7 protein-coding genes are annotated in these 17,532 nt (G+C 36.7%); all 7 read right to left on the reverse strand.

Features of this window, described 5'->3' with window-relative positions; genetic code table 11:
• Positions 1-5: 5 nt before the first annotated feature.
• Positions 6-359 (reverse strand): hypothetical protein, encoded by a 354-nt coding sequence (locus BCF58_RS14320; RefSeq protein ID WP_121462494.1) that lies wholly within the window; start codon positions 357-359, stop codon positions 6-8.
• 401 nt (positions 360-760) lie between these two features.
• Positions 761-904 carry a hypothetical protein gene (locus tag BCF58_RS17470; RefSeq protein WP_170149031.1) on the reverse strand — a complete coding sequence of 48 codons (144 nt, stop codon included), beginning with the start codon at positions 902-904 and terminating at the stop codon, positions 761-763.
• Between the two features lie 534 nt (positions 905-1,438).
• Entirely contained in the window at positions 1,439-1,822 is a 384-nt protein-coding gene (locus BCF58_RS14335) for a hypothetical protein (protein WP_147462066.1), read from the reverse strand.
• On the reverse strand, positions 1,803-12,041 hold the full coding sequence (locus BCF58_RS14340) for a SpvB/TcaC N-terminal domain-containing protein (RefSeq protein ID WP_121462498.1): 10,239 nt from the start codon (positions 12,039-12,041) through the stop codon (positions 1,803-1,805). The genes BCF58_RS14335 and BCF58_RS14340 overlap by 20 nt, the downstream gene beginning before the upstream one ends.
• A 66-nt stretch (positions 12,042-12,107) precedes the next feature.
• Complete coding sequence (locus BCF58_RS14345) at positions 12,108-14,075, reverse strand: T9SS type A sorting domain-containing protein (RefSeq protein ID WP_121462499.1); 1,968 nt, start codon at positions 14,073-14,075, stop codon at positions 12,108-12,110.
• A gap of 13 nt (positions 14,076-14,088) precedes the next feature.
• Positions 14,089-16,329: a S8 family serine peptidase gene (locus tag BCF58_RS14350; protein ID WP_121462500.1), complete on the reverse strand. Its 2,241-nt coding sequence runs from the start codon at positions 16,327-16,329 to the stop codon at positions 14,089-14,091.
• An 86-nt stretch (positions 16,330-16,415) separates the two neighbouring features.
• A complete protein-coding gene (locus tag BCF58_RS17620) occupies positions 16,416-17,231 on the reverse strand; it encodes a hypothetical protein (protein WP_228434809.1) in 816 nt (271 codons plus the stop codon).
• Positions 17,232-17,532 lie beyond the last annotated feature (301 nt).

Raw genomic sequence — 17,532 nt, forward strand, 5'->3', positions numbered from 1 at the left:
ATAAATTACTTATCCATAAACTTCCATTTTGGATTTCGAATTCGTTTTTCAATCCAAACGCCATTATCAACAGTTTGAATTATTTGATTGTCATTTTCCTTCTTATCAATATGTTTAATTTTTTTTAAACATCCTGATATTACAATTTTTCTTCCGACGTTTTTCCCCCAATCACTCAATCCTTCAATATAGTAGATTTCATCGTTTTCTGTTTCCACAACTGCTCCTAGTTTTACATTTCCTGTAATTCCTTTTATGGTAACTTTATTGCATTTTTGACAAAAGTTAAGATTCATAACTAGTATACTTAAGATTACTACCCATTTAAAACCTTTAAAATTCATAATATTAATATTCATGGTTTTGTCTTTTTGTTTGTTGAAGAAGAATTATTACCACTAGAGGGTACATTCACTGTGGTAACCGCCGGAATGAATACTTGTCTATTGAAATCAAGCAAGGGTCTTGAATAATAGCGCAAATCACTTTCGTATACCTCCATTGGTTTACCTCCAACATCCTTCACAATGATTTGCATGCCACCATACATTAGATTTTTTATCATGCATTCCGAAATCAAAATTTGTAAATCCTGTTCTTGCTACATATTTATAATTTGTTAAATCAATTCTACCAAATTGATCCGGTTGAAAGTCAGCCGATTTCCTGACCAAAACCTCATAGAAAAAATAACAACATGAGCTCCTTTTGGATACTTTGATGGGTTTTTCTTTATATCATCTTCTCTAATTTTCGCCGCTTACTGAGCCCTTTTCAAGGTAGAGTATGCTGGTCCTCTTGGAGGTACATTTCCGGGGAATGTTAATTTTCCAGTTATTCCAACATTTAAAGCCTTTATCCCAATACATCCAGCTTTAAGTGTTATTTTTTCATCAGCTGTCATACTCCTGTTGTTTGACTTTTCCCACATCTTTATATAACTATCATTGTATAAGTCCTATGGATATGATTATTATTGTTGTTGCTATTATTTGACTGCTTTCCGTTAGGATCAACAAAAATGATTGGATTTTGATATGTATAAATATATGGATTATTATTTCCTGAATTGTAGACATCCTCATTATGATCACCATCTATATAATGTTCATCATTGTGTAAAGGATTATAATCTGCCAGTGGATCTACATTCAACCAAAGAGAAACTCTTGGATTATAATGATTCTCTACAAACACCTCACCACTTGGGAAATATTCTATATTCTGTGTTACTTCACCATCTAAACCTGTAATAAAAGAACAGCTCTTCTTTTTTGTAAAGGTAAAATTTAAAGAATTCTTTCAGAAAAATGTAGCTACTCTTTAGTAAAAAAACGCTAACCTTTTACTGTTAGCGCTTTCTGTACTTACGGCTCAAAGTCTCAGACTTTGCGCAGCGGGGGGATCATAACTATGTAGGTTTAAAAATAGTAAAGAGTTATTTTATTTTTTCATAATAGATATCATCAGAATTTCTTAACCTAATAGTTAAAAAACCCTCTTTAGCCATTGTTATACTTCCACTTTTATCCACATTAGAGAGTTGTTCGTTTGAATTTTTAACCACATAATTTAATCCATAAAAACAAACATTATTATGCTTCCTAGAATAATCTGCCTTTCCTGACTGCTTAAATATTAATTTATTATATTCATTATATACTGTTCTCGTATATGACGAATCAACAATTTTAATAGTGTCTTTCAACTTTTCAAAATTTCCTACATAAGTTCCATTTATACCGACCTTATACTCACAGCTCACGAGTATGATAGATATAAGTCCTAAAAAAAACATTCTTTTAACGATTGCTCCTTCCACGAGTTTTATATTTTTTTTCTGTTACGCTGACCGGTTCCATCCACATATAAAGCTGATGAGTAGTAGATTTTTCAGGATATGTCCAAGATCCGTTTCTACTTTTTGTCCTCTCAACATTCTTAACTGGCAAATGAAGATACCAAGATTTTTTATTTTTTTGATCAGTCATGATATATAAAATATTATCTCCTAAACGATACCATTCTACTCCTGTAGATCCCATCATTTGCTCCCACATTCTATGCCCAGACTCAAGATTCCAAACAATTGGAGTATAATCAATATAAACACCTCCAAAATTACCTCCTTTTTCCATAAAATTGGATCTAGCTTCATAAGCAAAATTAGACTCATCAGAAGAAAGTTCTTGAATAGCTGGATGATTACCTGAAAACAATGATCGTGTAGGACCTGTCCCATTAAAAAATTCATCCGTAATTGTTTCCCAATCTACAGAGTTTCCTCTTTTAGCAACATTTAAATTTATACCAGGATTAAAATTTAAATTAATTTTTCCTGTTTTTTGATCCCTAACTCCGACCTTCCCTTGGTTTTTCCCATCTTTATAAATTAAAAAGTCTACCCCTATGTCATCTCCAACATTGCTTATTTTTGTTTCTTTACCATTTTTCACCTCTATAACTCCTTTGCCTTCTAATCCCAATGGATCTATAAACTTAATAGAATTACTAAATGTATACTCATATGGGGAACGTCCTGCAAATTTCTCCGCCAACGGATCCACATTCAACCAAAGAGAAACTCTTGGATTATAATATCTTGCTCCATAATAGTAGTACCCTGTTTCGGCATCAAGTTCTTTAGCATTAAACTTATACGGACTGTTATTACTCGCCTTATTATGATTCTCTACAAAAACCTCGCCACTTGGGAAGTATTCTATATTCTGGGTTACTTCACCATCTGCTCCTGTGATATAGCTGCTGGAACCTAAATGATCCGGGTGGAACCAGTAGATCTGTTCTTCTTTTGGTCCTGTATAATTATTCACACAATTTCCATTATAGCCTGCATTTTGCCCGTAATTAGGTGGCGGGGTAATACTGTTTACCTGCATTACATTAAGGCTGCTTTGGGTCGCTGTTTGCAGAATAGCATTAGAAACATTTACCGGGTTTATAGGCGGGGTGGTTCCTCCTAACGGAATGATCAACCAATTACAATCGAAGATTCCGATATTCTGGCTGGTTCCGATTTTACTTACTATTCTCTGACTTCCTGCATAATAATGTTTGGTGTAACGTGGTTCTGTAACGGTTCCGTTATCATCATATGAGAAATTTAACGTTAATAATCCATTGGGATATAGTCCTGTATTATGAGTGGTTCCGAAATATTGTGGCGGTGGTGGACCTGCAAGAGACGGATCAGCTGCCGTTCTTGCCAAAATTCCGGATTGTAATACGTCTTTTATAATTCTTTCTCCTCCTGCATCGTAGGTATAGATCGCTGCGCCATCCACTTCAGGAGTAGAAGGGTTGGTATCTACAAAACGTAAGCGGTTTTCCTCATCCCATTGATACACTGTCTTTTGTTCATCAAATCCACAGGTTTCCTGTATTATTCCCAAAGGATTTCCTTTCTGATCATAGGAATATTGCTGGAACTTTACTCCCGGATCATTTGGATTACAGCATGTAGAGGAAGGCACTAAGTTAGGCTCATCAATAATAGTAGAAGGGGCATGTGGATGTGCAGCATCTTCATATTTATAGTTCAACCTGTACGAAGTTGGCTCCAGAGCCGTCCAGTTATTATTGGTTGCTCCGGTAGTCCATTCGTGCTTCTGCGTTTTGCTCATGATATTGTGCATATTATCATAAGTCATGGTAACCGTATAGCGGTGACGTTCTTCCTGTGCCTGGGTATTGATTCCTCTCCAGTTTCCTGAAGCAGATGTAAGGCGGTAAAGGTCATCGTATCCAAAGGCATGATTTGTCCCACCTCCTAATAATCCGTTAACAATCGGCGCATTATTATGAACCTGCATTACATTGGAAACTACATCATACTGATAGGTATTCTGCATGAAATACCTGCTGCTGTTTTTCGCATACATTTTAAGGAGCCTTCTGCGGTTGGTTTCATACTCATAGGTAGTTTCCGTTCCGTTTCCGTTCGCCAGGTAAACTCTTTGCTCAAATTTATCATAGCCAACTCCATTGATCATTTTATAATGATTTCCATCTTTGTCAGAAGAAACATTATTTAGGTTACCTGCTCTGTTGTATTTATAATTTACAATTTCCCCATCCGGATAGATAATAGATTTCACACGGTTCCAGGTATCATACTTCCATTCTGTTCCGAACCAATAGACTCCTGCTCCGGGAACTGCCACCGATCTTCTTTGATACGTTAACTCTCCTAATCTTCCATACTTCAGGTATTGGGTTCCGGTAGCATCGGTCTGATACCATAATTTTCCTACCGCATTATTATCCATCGCTGAAGCATCCAGTGCATTTCCGTAATAATATTTTACATTGTTCTCAGGATATACCGGATAATTAACGGCTTTCAATCTTGTATAATCATACTGATATTCTACCACTTCATTAGCCGAATTGGTTTTAGAAGTCATATTACTTGCCTTGTCATACTTGTAGGTGGTAACGCCGCTATCCGGATGGGTGTAAGAAGTTCTTCTTCCCAAATCATCATACACAGACGTAGTAATATTATTCTGAACATCTTTTACCTGTAAAATCTCTCCGATCGCATCATGAGTAAACTGGGTTTTAATATCTCCGGTATTGGAAACTTCGTGTACAGAAGTTGTCCTTCCTTTAATATCCGTATACGTTTTCTTAACACTTCCCAATTCATCTTTGAAAATTGTCTGGAACATATTTCTTCCCTGAACATCTGTTCCGAAGCCATACGTAATGGTTGAGAACAAGTTCTCTCCAGGCAGCTTGGTATAAACTACTCTGTCTAATACATCATATTGATTTATTGTAGGCTCAATATTATCCACTGAGGCGTTATACTGGGTATTACTTGCTCCTACGCTTTCAGTCGTAGGATAATATGTTTTCAGTGCTCTTCCAAAAGCATCCTGCTCTACTTTTCCGGCAACAATATATTTTACTCCTTCATTATGAATATCCCCTGTTTTCTTTACCTGAATGGCCGCACCGAAACCATCAGCAATGGTAATGGTATTAATGGTACTGTCTGTATATTCCGGATCGTAGTGCTTCGTCAGTGCATAAGACTGTGCATTGGAAGCGTTCTGTGGAGCATTGGTAATTGGACTATACTCAAACTTGATTGTCCACGGAATATTGTTAAACATCTCGTACGGACCTACAATTTCCGTTGTTCTTGCTTTGGCATCATAGACAAACTTCATTGGCTGAAGGTTCATGTCTTCAGTAAGCGTTGGCAATCCGAAACGGAAGTCGTATTGGGTTTTGCTGCTATATCCAAATACATCCTGAACTTTTACCGGATATGTTTTTACATTATCGTCATAGGTATACTGATTGAAGAACCTTTGGTTGTTATAGTTTGCAGGACCAGTCGATTTAGTAATATTACCATAAGTATCGTATTCAAAATCATAGCCTGAATAATCAACTCCTGAATTCCTAACAATCATTTTCGTAAGATCACCGTTCGCATTATATTCTGCTCTTTTCTCTCTGGTAACACCTTGTGCCGTATTTTTTACAGAAGTCGGCATAATAATATACGCAGCTGGATTCACTAAAGTATAGGCTACAATACTATTTAATACTTCTGATGCACCAATGTCTGGATCCCCTGAGTCTTCTACCTCAATTACATTTCCCCATTGGTCATATTTTTTAAATAATGTTGATGTATATTTACCCGCTAGCCCATCCTGATAAAAAGTATTTATTACGTATTCTGGCGCTACAAAAGCCGCATAGTTTTGATATGTTTTTTCATTCTCTGTTTCTTTATAAGGGAAAGGAGAATTTGTATTATTTATATACTTTAATGAATAGGTATTCTCTTTTAAATTCCAAATTTTATTTTGGGCATCATAAAGTGTCTCAATGAGCAAGTTTCCTTTTAAATAATAATTTTTGTTATTATATAATTGTTCTGTTTTTCTATAAACAATATTAGAAGCTGCCCCACCTTGTTTAGTATCTATTTGATTAATCGTAAGATTCTTAAATCCATAAAATAACCTTTCTCTTCTGCTATAATATGGTACTTTATAATCCACTGTAATTTTAGAAACATCAGGACTAAATGCATTATCTCCTGTAAATCCATCATTGGTAATTACGCTTTTCAATACATATTTGCTTTGAGGCATATCATAGGTATTCCCCAATCTTTCATAGGTAACTTCCCATGAACCTCCCATTGGTGTGGTCACTTTTTTAAGTAAATTTGTTGTTCCTATCTGGTTAAGACTTACCATTATATTATTCTCATCATCAGAGGTTACAAAATCAGGATAGCCATCTCCATTCATGTCTTTGAGTGTAGATTTTGTTTTGCTCGTCGATTTACCCGCAGATACTCCCAGTGAAATATTTAACTTCAGTCCGGTTGTCGCCGTTGGGTTCGTTGGAATCGGAATAAGGATTGTTGCTCCTACATTTCCCCCAATACTCTTAGATTGATCTGTATGGAAATTGGAAGAGCCTGTGATGTCAGAGAGTGGGCTGTTTTCGATCCCTTTTCCGTTATTGATATATACTTTAGCTGTTGATCCTGAGTAAACGGCTTTATCAGGAAGCCCGTCTCCATTGATATCAATAAGCTCTTCTTTCGTATCACTTTCCGTATTTGTGGTATTAACTCCCCCTTCAAAACTTCCCCAGAATAAAGAGATGCCACCTCCTACACCTGTAGTAAATGCTGTCCCTTTTGATGCTTCTCCTGTATTCCATGATGCATTATTGGCAAAATCCTTTCTACCAACACTTAAGCTAAAGCTTCCGTTATCATATAGATCCGGTAGCCCATCACCATTAATATCTAAAAAGGTTTTTTCAGATCTTTCGTTAGACTGTTCAGCATTACCGCTTATGGAAAGCCTTGTCGATCCTTTCTGACTTTCATGAGAACTGCTGATTGCTTTTTCAACATTATTGAATCTGTCTTTGTTCTTACTCCCTGCTGTTCTTATAAATGCCATTCTCGAAGATTCTCCATGAGAGAATGAATATCCTGTGGAAAGGCCTTCTGTAGATGCAGATGAAATAGACTGAGAGTGATTAATATTCAGGAAATCTAGCCCGGAATTAGACGGTGCTCCTATCGGAGAGGTAAGTTTTATATCTTTCTTATTAAAATCGTCAGGAAAACCATCTCCATTATAATCTAACACATTCCTTACAGACTGTCCTTGCGAAAATAGAGTATGAGAAGCATTGATCCCAACGACACCTCCTAAGCTCACTCCTCCGGCAACACTTACACTCTGATTTTTCATCTTGATAGAAGGTGCATTCAGCTGATCTCCGGAAACTTGTCCTAAAGAGTAATTATCAAAATTAGCATCTATACTGTGAACTCCAAGACGTGAAGCATTAGTTACATTTTGTGCTATATAAATAGTAGGATCAACATCTAATAATCTTCCTTTATCAGAATTATTGATGTTAGAGTTAGTCATTATGAAATAGTTCTTTGATAATGAACTATTATTATCCGGAATTGTTACATTTCCATTTGCATCAACCGTTGGAACATTAACCGGCGGATTGGTTCCGGGATCAGACCCATAGGCATTGCTAAGTGCTAAACGGGTTTCATCCACCTTCATCTCTGCAACTGTCCCTTTGTTGGCATAGTTATGATCTAAGCTGTAAGCTTCCTGAATACTATTCTTTGCAAGATTATTCCCGTTAAGAATAAACCCACCCCATCCACGATATAAAATTCCAAATCTTGAGTCATATTGATCTGAATTTAGAGCAATAGTTGGATTCTGTGGTGTCAATATGGGTTTATGCGGTGGTGTATTTGTGAAACTTGTCATTGTCGTTTCACTACCCCCATTAGAAATAGAAATTTGAGTATAGGCATTAGAACTTGACCCTTGGTAAAAATTCAGAATATAATCATACACTCCAGGCGATAGATTAGCATATGTTGAAGTAGCCATCCCTGGCTGTCCGGATAATGTTCCATTTGGAAAACTAACTGCATTACCCGTTGCTGTATCTATAATAGTAAGTATTGCCGATGTGTTAGCGGCATAATTGCCTATTGAAAAATATAATGTTGTGCTTTGCCCAACTACTATCGTCCCGTCACTATGAGAAGTATTATTAGCATTAGGCAGCTGTAGAGATAAATTGTTTGGTGTATTGATATAGTTAAGCTCATTATTAAATAAGACCCCACTAATACTTGTGATATTATTTATGAAGTCTTTATCATCACTGCTTACAGTTGCTTCCAAATAAATCTGATTATTTCCGGCAGCAACATCATTAGACGTCAATGTATATGGCGCTCCAAAAGTTGTAATCACGGTATTATTTCCGTTTATGACCTGATACTTTGTTTTTGTTAACAGTTTATTTTTGGTTTTCGCCGAAATAACAATTGTGCCGTTTTTGTTGTTGAAGTTTGGCAATGCAGAAGCCTTCACAGATATCTTCTTTCCGATATCAGATGAGTTAGCCGGATATATAAAGAAGTTTCCTCTGTCATTATACATTGTGTATTCTACCTGCACATATGTTTTCTCGCCTGATGCTCCCGTGAATTCGGGGATCAGCTTAAATTTAGACCAATCAATTTGAGTGTCTGTAGAAACTTTAACCGTAACCTTATCATTTGCATTAAGGTTTATGGATGAACCTATAAGGCCATTGTTATAAGTAGAGGTAGATGCTATCTGAGGCAACGGAATAATAATGTCATTAACTTTCAAGGTTATATCAGCATTATCAGACAATGCAATCGGTTTATTTAAATATAAATTCAAAGTTCCGGACTCTGCCACATAATAGGGACTAGCATTAGAGTTTACAAAATCTTCTTGTGCTTTATATACTGTCAAGTCTTTATTATCACTGTCAACAGCAGGCGAACTTGGTACGGAATATGTAATTTCAGGATTCCATGTTACCTGATCTAAAACGCCGTCGTATTTAGAGGTGATTCTAAAATATAATTTTTCTCCTTTATTAATATTAATAACCTGATCCGCAAAAGAATGCATTGCAAAATCGCCTGCATTAATATTATCTACAATTGGATCATTATTCTTGTACTGGAAAGAAACAGCGACACCATCTGCTTTTGAGCAATCCTCACTATTAGGACAAGTGATCTGATTAAGATTGAAACTGTTTTTCACAGTTATTGTTCCTGTTTTAGGGGCTACCCATGCTCTCACAATATCATGAAGCGGATTCTGTTCCAGCATCATTTTCTTTTCAGCCTGATCCTGTGAATCAAACAATGACTGCTGTGAAGAGGAAGCCGTAATATTTATAGGTGATGGAGAACCCGCACTATCCGGATAGAAGTTTGGAATTCCATTTACAATTCTATTAAAAAATACTTTCCCATCCTTTACAAAATCAACCAAACCGTCACTATTGAAATCCATGAAATAGGAAGTGGTTGTTGAGGTGGAATTAGAATAATCAAATCCAAGGCTTACATTGCTGAAGTTGCCATCAATTCCTACTCCCCAAGCAGATACTTTAGTTTTACCTATTTCTGAAGTATTTCCAGAAACCGCAACAGAAGTACCAAATTTTTGTTGCCCTCCAGGAACCGACAAATTTTTTGAAAAATAAACAACTCCCCCACTTTCATACACTCTGTCCGGAAGATTATCTCCGTCAATATCAATAAGAGTAATTTTTATATTTGATTTATTATTGCTTACCGATCCGTGGGCTCCAAATGTTCCTTTCCTGAAGGAAAAAAGTGATTGGTCGGCAGTAGGAAGATTAGGTATAGTATACATTCCTATGCTGATCCCAAAGTTTGTCCCTAAAGATTCTCCAGAGCTTCCAGATAGCATAGAATACCCGCTTCCAGATACATTGGCATTATCCTGAACAGACCAACTCTGAGCAGGTCCAAAAATATTAGATGGTGCATTTTCGTATTCTATTTTATTGGTATAAAATTCGGCTCCGTTAGCGTCTAATTCTTTTATAGCTGTTAATAGCTGCTTTTTAAATGCCCCTTCGGTATAGGAGAACTGGTAAGATCTTATATTGCTCCCGCTATATGAAACAGCAACTCCGGTAAGTCTTTTTGAAATGACTGTTAAGAAACCTAACCTTCCATCAATTTGTACATCACTTCTGTTGGTATCCGTATTGAATGTTACCTTATAACTCTGTGGTGGATTACTCGTTTCATGCAGTGTATAGTTAATCTCTTTTGGATAAATCTGTTGTCCTCCATTACCTGTAGTTCCCTGATAAGCAGTGTTATCATATAAATACTTTACATAGTTTTTATTGGCATCTACCGTTTTATACAAAGCCCAATATCCAATATTTCCATTAGCATCTTTAAGAACCGCATTATCCTGCACTCCCGTTTCATCCCCTCCAAAATAAGATGTCGTTCCATCTTTTGAAGTTATCACCCACACATAATTTGTCGGATTACTTCCTTTTCTTATGATTCGATTATAGGCTCCTTCAATTCTAGGGTAAAACTGTCTATCGGCCTGTCTTGCTTTTTCAAAACCTTCATTTCTGTTGGGCATTACAAAAACACCCGGACTTACTTCAAAGGTTAATTGCTCTCCACCCAACGAATAAATTTCCGTTTCCATTCCGCCATCATATCTTGGAACTCCCCATCTGGTGTCAATGGTAACAGCCGGTATCGACATATCCCATCCCATTCCCATCCAGCCATTTCCGCCTTCACTACTGTAGCTTACATTGAGTGAGGGCTGCATTCCGGCTCTTCCTGCCGGAAGCTTAATGGGAAAGTTCGTTGTTACGCTTCCCATACTGTTTGGACTAGGAGGTGCAATGCTTACTATTCCTTCGGAAGGATTCGCTGCTTTTATATCCTTAATGGAATTGGGGGCATAGCTTCCTGTTTCAGGAGATTCCGGAACCTTTAAGATTCCGTTGACCATATCCGTAAAGTGAGTTGTCTTTGAAACTAAAACATTCTGCTGATGATTCAATGTATCTTTATCTAAAGCAACCCATTTCTTTTCCTTTTTATTAAAGTAATAGGTTCTGATGTCCTGCTCCGTGTATCCGGTTGGGATTTTACTTTTATCATACCCTATAGACACTTTTGCCGGAGCTGAAAAATGCTCTCCGTGAGGAAGAAAACGATATCCCGCATTTTGTGACGTCACATTCACCATTTCCGGTGATAAAGCAGGCATATCTATATCTCTAAGGGCAGTAATTGAGAAATTTTCTGAATTCCTCAACACACCCTGAGGGATAGCAAGTTCCGCAGAACCTAAGTTTATTTTTTCTGCATTACCAATATGAGTTACAAACTTTGAAATAGTGGCTGCATTATATTTTTCATTTATCTTTTCTAAATTCTGTTTTTTCTCGGAAACGCCTATCTGAATATTTCTGACTTTATAGCTATATTTTGAAAGATACGGTATCGTAAATATGATCGTATTTCTTCCCTGGTTAACAGAACTTACTGCAATCGGCTCCGACTGATGTACCCATCCTTCATTTTTCTGAAGAATATTTCCCTCTACGGCCAGCTCATCATTTATAACTTTACTTATTTCCTTATAGCTCTTTGCTCCATATAAGTCATACTCTAAAGTGTATTGATAAGCCGGATTGATTTTTTCATCAAGCGAGACATTGAAGATATTATCATATACCTGATCTATCGGGTGGTCTGCATCGGTTCCGATGGTCCCTTCTTTAATATCCGAAAGGTAATATCTTGTCTTTCCGTATACTCCCGGATGTACAGTATTTCGCTGCGACGCAGTGATAGCTGGTGTTATTGTATTTGATTGGGTATTATTTTCCGCCTTATTTTCATCTCTCGACTCGGAAACTTCAGAGATCCTTTTCTCTTTTTCTGGTTCTATATTTTCATCTCTCTCTCCTGAAGAAGATGAAACCTCCATAATAGGTATAACATTACTATCCTTATGGAGAAATAAAGAGTTTGCATGGGCGTGCAATTGCGACCAGCAGGTGAAAAATATAATTGAATGAAGCAGTTTTGTGTTTTGTCTTACAACACTTAATAGTGGCTTTTTCATTATTTATGGTGTTTTTAAAAAACACCCAAGATCTCCTGAAAGATTCAGGAAATCTCAGATGGTTATTTAGCTTGTTACAATCAGTTTGAAAACTTTGATTTCAGATGAGGTTTTTACGATGATCAGATAAACTCCTTCTGTTGGTAAAGTATCCTGGATTTCATAATAATCTTTCCCTTTATCCTGAATGGCTTTTACCAGCCTTCCGGAAGCATCATGTATTTTGATATCTACGTTTTCTTTTTTATCCGAAATAATTCTAATGGTAAACGGCTGCCCTTTTGGCACCGGGTTAGGGTAAATGACAATCCCATTTTCTCTTTTTCTGGTTACTTTTACGGTATCTTTTTTGGTACAATTGTCTGAGGTTGTCACGGTTACGGTATATTCTCCCGGTTCATACACAGATATTGACGGAGAATTGCTGGTAAATCCATTATCCGATGTCCATGAATACGTTGCATTTGGATCTGTTATCTGTGCGGCGGCATTAAACTGTGCCGGGTTTCCTGATGAAATTGTTACATCCGGACCGAGATCCAAATTGATCGAATTGAAATCACTAACTGTAAAGTCATAAGAAGTGACATTATTATCAGCATCGGTGATATTCAAATGATAGTTTCCTACCGCTAAGTTTGGAAAAGAGATTTGTGACGTCTGTACCGTAATATTCTGTGATGTCCCATTTCCGGAAAGGGCTACATTAAACGGAGCTTTTCCGCCTTTGATATTCAAATTAAGCGTTCCTTTTAAAACAGTACATGTTGGCTGAATAAGATCATACATGGAAAGGATCTTGTCTCCTAAAGCAAATGAAAAAACATCCGTCCCGGAAAGGTCTTGATCAAAAATCACATCTTTAAAATATACATTCTGTTGTCCGTCCACATGATCCATCGGGTATGCTTCCATATTGGCAGAGCTGAAATCTCCCTGCCCAGTTTTATCCACCAAAAGCCATAGCTTTTTATCTGCAGGGATCTGTGTGATGATATTTTTAATGGAGAACACGACTTCTGTAGGAATGATTTGGGAAGTTTCAGAGGTATATCTGATTTTCCATTTTCTTTTCAACAACCTGTACCCAAAAGTAATGTTATCTAATTCCAATGGTTTTTTATTGTCCCCCCAAATCAGGAAACTCTGATCTGGAAATTGCGCATCGTTTGACCTGTTATCAACGGCTAATTTTTTAGCCGCAATAATCAATCTTTTTTCTTCCGATGAACTGGTTGCCTGCTTCTGATATAAACCTGAATATCCATCTCTGGCTATTCCTGTAACTCTTGCCGGGTAATTTGTAAAATCTTCCTGCTTCCAGATTTTTTTATTTTTAGAGCTTAAATATTCTGTATAAGGCATTGCAATGGCATATTTAACAGCCATATATGTGTTTACCCGGTTTCTCTCATTCTGTGTAAGCATCTTTTTATACACAAAAAACTCAGGAAGTTTTCCTTTAAAGTTCTGCCATTGATGGCTTCCTGCATCTTTACCAACATACATGGATGAAAGCCCTGTATTTCCGATCACTTTTGTAATCTTAGTTGAAGGGATCCCGAATTTAGAATACAGGCTGAATGAAGCCAGCGTATCAATCGTACTGGTATTGATATAATTAACCTGGTCATTATTATATCTGAAAATATTTTTTGTCCCGTAAAACAGTTCCTTTTCGTCGGTATTATCTGTTGTAAACAAAGCGGTTTCCATATTTGCCGTTTTGTTTTGATAGGCAGTATAAAAATTAATTTTATCTGCAGTTTCTATAACAAAAGGAAATTTCAAATAATCATCGTTCCCGTCAAATTCCAGACATTCATTATAATTCAGCAAAGAATAAGAAGGCTTGTTGGTACTGGCCAACGCTTGTATCTGATGCTGGTTTCCGCTATAATCCTGGTATATCAGAGCCGGGGTCTGTAGAGAATTGGTCTTGTACCACACACTTACTCCGTTTACCCCACCGGGCGATTGTGCTTTCAATAGAGAAATCAGGAAAACTCCCAGTACACTTATTATTTTTTTCATGTCATTCAGGTGTTTATTTGATTATAAGTTTTTTTGTTTCTTTATATTCTGCCGTTTCTATTGAAACCACATAAACTCCGGTTGTAAGAGATCTTGTATCGATAGTCTTTACGTATTCTCCTTTCGGGAAATTGTCAGAGCTTTGCTGGGTAAGGATTAATTTTCCGGAAGCATCATAAACTGAAATTTTTATAGCAGATTCATTCTGTAATGAGAATCTGATATTTACTTCTTCTTTTGCCGGATTCGGGAACAGTGAGAAATGCCCAAGTGCAGCATTGTATGTAATTGCTGATGATTCTGAAATTCCTCTGTCCTGTGCTTTATATTTCATTGCTGAAATCATATCAAAACATGGAGTGATCATTGCTAAAAAGCCAGTTCCTTGTTCAGCATGGAAGCCCGGAAGCAGGACAATATCTCTTGAAGCGATGTATTCAACATTCTGCACGGGAGCAATTACTTTATTGCTTGCTACAATTTGCTTTGCCAAAATAGTCTGGCTTGTTGTAATATCATCCACCGGACTCGTAAGGGTTCTAAGGTCTTCCTGATAACAGAAATCGACGTTAGATACTACAATTGAAAAAGTCTGGTTTCCATTTGGTAATAAAGGAGTAGCATTGGTTTTAGCAGAAACAATGATTTTATAAGTAAGTTTTTGTGGAGTTTTGATATCTACTCTTTCAATGGTATCTACATCATTGGTAGAATTATTGGTTGCCGCTCCTGTCAGGTTGCTCATCCCTCCCAGTTTCCATGGATAATAGGTCGTTTCACTTCCATCCGCATTTACTCTTACTATTTTTAAGTCCAGATCATTAATAACGCTTGGGCTATTCAAATCCACCACATTGCTTACCAAATTCCCTTGAGGATCAGTCCAGGAAATAGTAGCCGATAATGGCTGGTTTAATTCGTAAGGTACCACATAAAGGGTGTATTTATTGCCTTGATTTAGGGAAATTTCTTTAATTAATGTTGACTTTTTCTCTCCATTAATAATTCCTTCGATGTTATTATAAATGGCTGCAGCAGCTCTTTTTGCGTCGGCTAATCCCCACCCGTAAATATAATCAGGTCCTTCACTTCCCTTATCGTTGGCAGTATGAGCAAGCAATGCTCTTACCGTTGAAGATAACATATAGCTTTGGGATGGGCTTACGGATTTGTAGTATTGCTGAAGCAATGTGATGATCCCTGAAACCACTGCAGTTGCAGATGAGGTTCCCCGGTAAACTCCGTAAGCAGAATCATAGGTCTCTATTGAAGAATACATATTTTCTCCCGGTGCACAGATGTCTGGTTTGATTCTTCCGTCATCCGAAGGGCCATAACTACTGAATGCCGAAACATCAAACGCATCATCGGCATTCATATTGGCGTTCTTTTTGGCAGAAGCTACCACTAAAACATTTTTCGCAACTCCGGCACCTTCAAGCAAATCATATCCGTTTTTGGCAGAAACCTGCGGAACAATGGCCGGATCTATTTCTCGTGCATTTCCCGCTGCTTTTACTATTTGCAAATAAGGTTTCAGATACATCAGGTTATCCCAGGATTGTGCAGTCATATTATATTTTCCGAACTGATAGGTTTGAAGATACATAGGATCAAAACCATAACTATTATTAGCTACCAATATCCCATTGTTTCCCGGCACATATGCCTCTGATAGCATTTCATTAACGTCATTGCTCCAATCATAAGCATTGATTATTGCTTCATACGCTATTCCTCTAGCATCCGGGTCTCCGTTGTTTCCGACAAGTGTACCGGCTATATTTGTACTATGCCTCGAAATAGTTTGATTTTGCAAAGCATCATAACTATTAATTTTCCCGGCTAATAATTCATGGGTTGTTCTTGGCTTAGAATAATCCCATTGCCCTATTTTCATATTACTACCTGTGATATTGAGCCCTAAGCCCCCTCCGGCATACAGGTTGTCCGCTTTTGTCATTTTAGCAGCACCTGCATTCAATGTGGTGTAATACATAGGTCTTCCATTTTCATCAGACCCCACAAGCTGTTTTTCATTCCTTGGTCCGGAAATGAATTCTTGATGTCCTAAACCCTTAAGCCTTTGGACTTCTTTTTTTTGATAATCATCATATTGGCTGATTTTATTTTTAAAAGCCAATATTTCTCTTTCCTGCTGTTTATTTCTTAGAGTATCCTTAGTTTGTGCTTGTGATAAAAGAAAGAATAAAACAGAAGCGGTCAATATAGATTTATGATAGATTTTCTGCATCTGTGAATATTGTTGTTAGTTGGTAATGATAATATCTATGAATTAATGAGTAAATCCCTAGCTATACAATATTTTTAAACTGAAAATTATTTTGCTCCCTCCTGCATCTTTTGTTTAAGATTCTGATTTTCCAGTTTTAGCTCTTTAACTTCTTTGTTAAGCTGGATGACATACAATGTCAGCTCTTCAATTTTCTGTAAAAGTTTAATCTGAAATTCCCCTACATTCACCCCTTCTTTTTCCATTTCCTTTGCGGAAGCAATTTCTGGAAGGTGCTTTTTTTCTTTAATATGTTTTTCCACCTCTTCCAGCTTTGGTAGATTATAGTTATTTTCAAAAACAAAATCGGCTGTTGGAGTAAGAGTTACTTTTACTTCTTTGGCCTCAAGTTTTCCATCTACCATTACATTTCCAAATGCGTTTTTGTAGGCTAAGCTTTTTGTGATTGTTCCTGTGATTGGTTCATCAGCATATGTCCATCCTTGATAATATGTTGGATCACTTACGTACCCACCACCAAACGCTTTTACTCTGAAGCTAATACAGTATGTTTTATCATCTATGAAAATGACAATTTTATCATTTTCTTTAGCCAATATGATTTTGGGCATATATCCTCCATATGAACTTGCATTAGAGGTTAAATAAAATTCATTCTGCCATACATACCAGTTGATATTAACACCAATACTTTTTTGCTGGCCATACGAAAATCCTTCAATATTAATGGTAGGCATATCACCACCACTACCATTAGCAGGATAAGGAATATTGGTCTTGATTTTTATTCCATAGTTGATAGGCGCGCAATGTGCAATGACCGAAAGTACATTATCATAAATCTGAGCTTGAGTAATTCCCCCTAATAGAATTACTATAAATAATAAAAATTTTTTTTTCATCGTAGAGTTATTTTTGTTTAGTTTTTTCTCAAGTTCTTTTATTTTTCTGATTGAGCTTTCAAGCTTATAGTTCTTCCTTGATTTGCCTATCCTTTCAATTAAAACTCCATTTATTGTCTTAATAACCTAATTTGAAACTCACCTATTTATACACTTTTACTAAAATCTTCTTTAAACATTAAAGCTGGTTTGAGGATATTTGTACCTCTTCCACATTGTAGTTAGTAGAAGAAAAAGCGTTTCATCGTGTATAAAATTGAGCAAATTCAAGTCTTTGACTAAAAGCCTCTAGGTAAGAAAT

Source organism: Chryseobacterium defluvii (assembly GCF_003634775.1).
In the GTDB taxonomy this organism is placed as follows: domain Bacteria; phylum Bacteroidota; class Bacteroidia; order Flavobacteriales; family Weeksellaceae; genus Chryseobacterium; species Chryseobacterium defluvii.

What these genes read in the sequence shown, in the direction of transcription:
- BCF58_RS14320 (WP_121462494.1), bottom strand. Translation starts at nt 359, where the DNA reads ATGAATATTAATATTATGAATTTTAAAGGTTTTAAATGGGTAGTAATC.
- BCF58_RS17470 (WP_170149031.1), bottom strand. Translation starts at nt 904, where the DNA reads ATGACAGCTGATGAAAAAATAACACTTAAAGCTGGATGTATTGGGATA.
- BCF58_RS14340 (WP_121462498.1), bottom strand. Translation starts at nt 12,041, where the DNA reads ATGAAAAAGCCACTATTAAGTGTTGTAAGACAAAACACAAAACTGCTT.
- BCF58_RS14345 (WP_121462499.1), bottom strand. Translation starts at nt 14,075, where the DNA reads ATGAAAAAAATAATAAGTGTACTGGGAGTTTTCCTGATTTCTCTATTG.
- BCF58_RS14350 (WP_121462500.1), bottom strand. Translation starts at nt 16,329, where the DNA reads ATGCAGAAAATCTATCATAAATCTATATTGACCGCTTCTGTTTTATTC.
- BCF58_RS17620 (WP_228434809.1), bottom strand. Translation starts at nt 17,231, where the DNA reads ATGAAAAAAAAATTTTTATTATTTATAGTAATTCTATTAGGGGGAATT.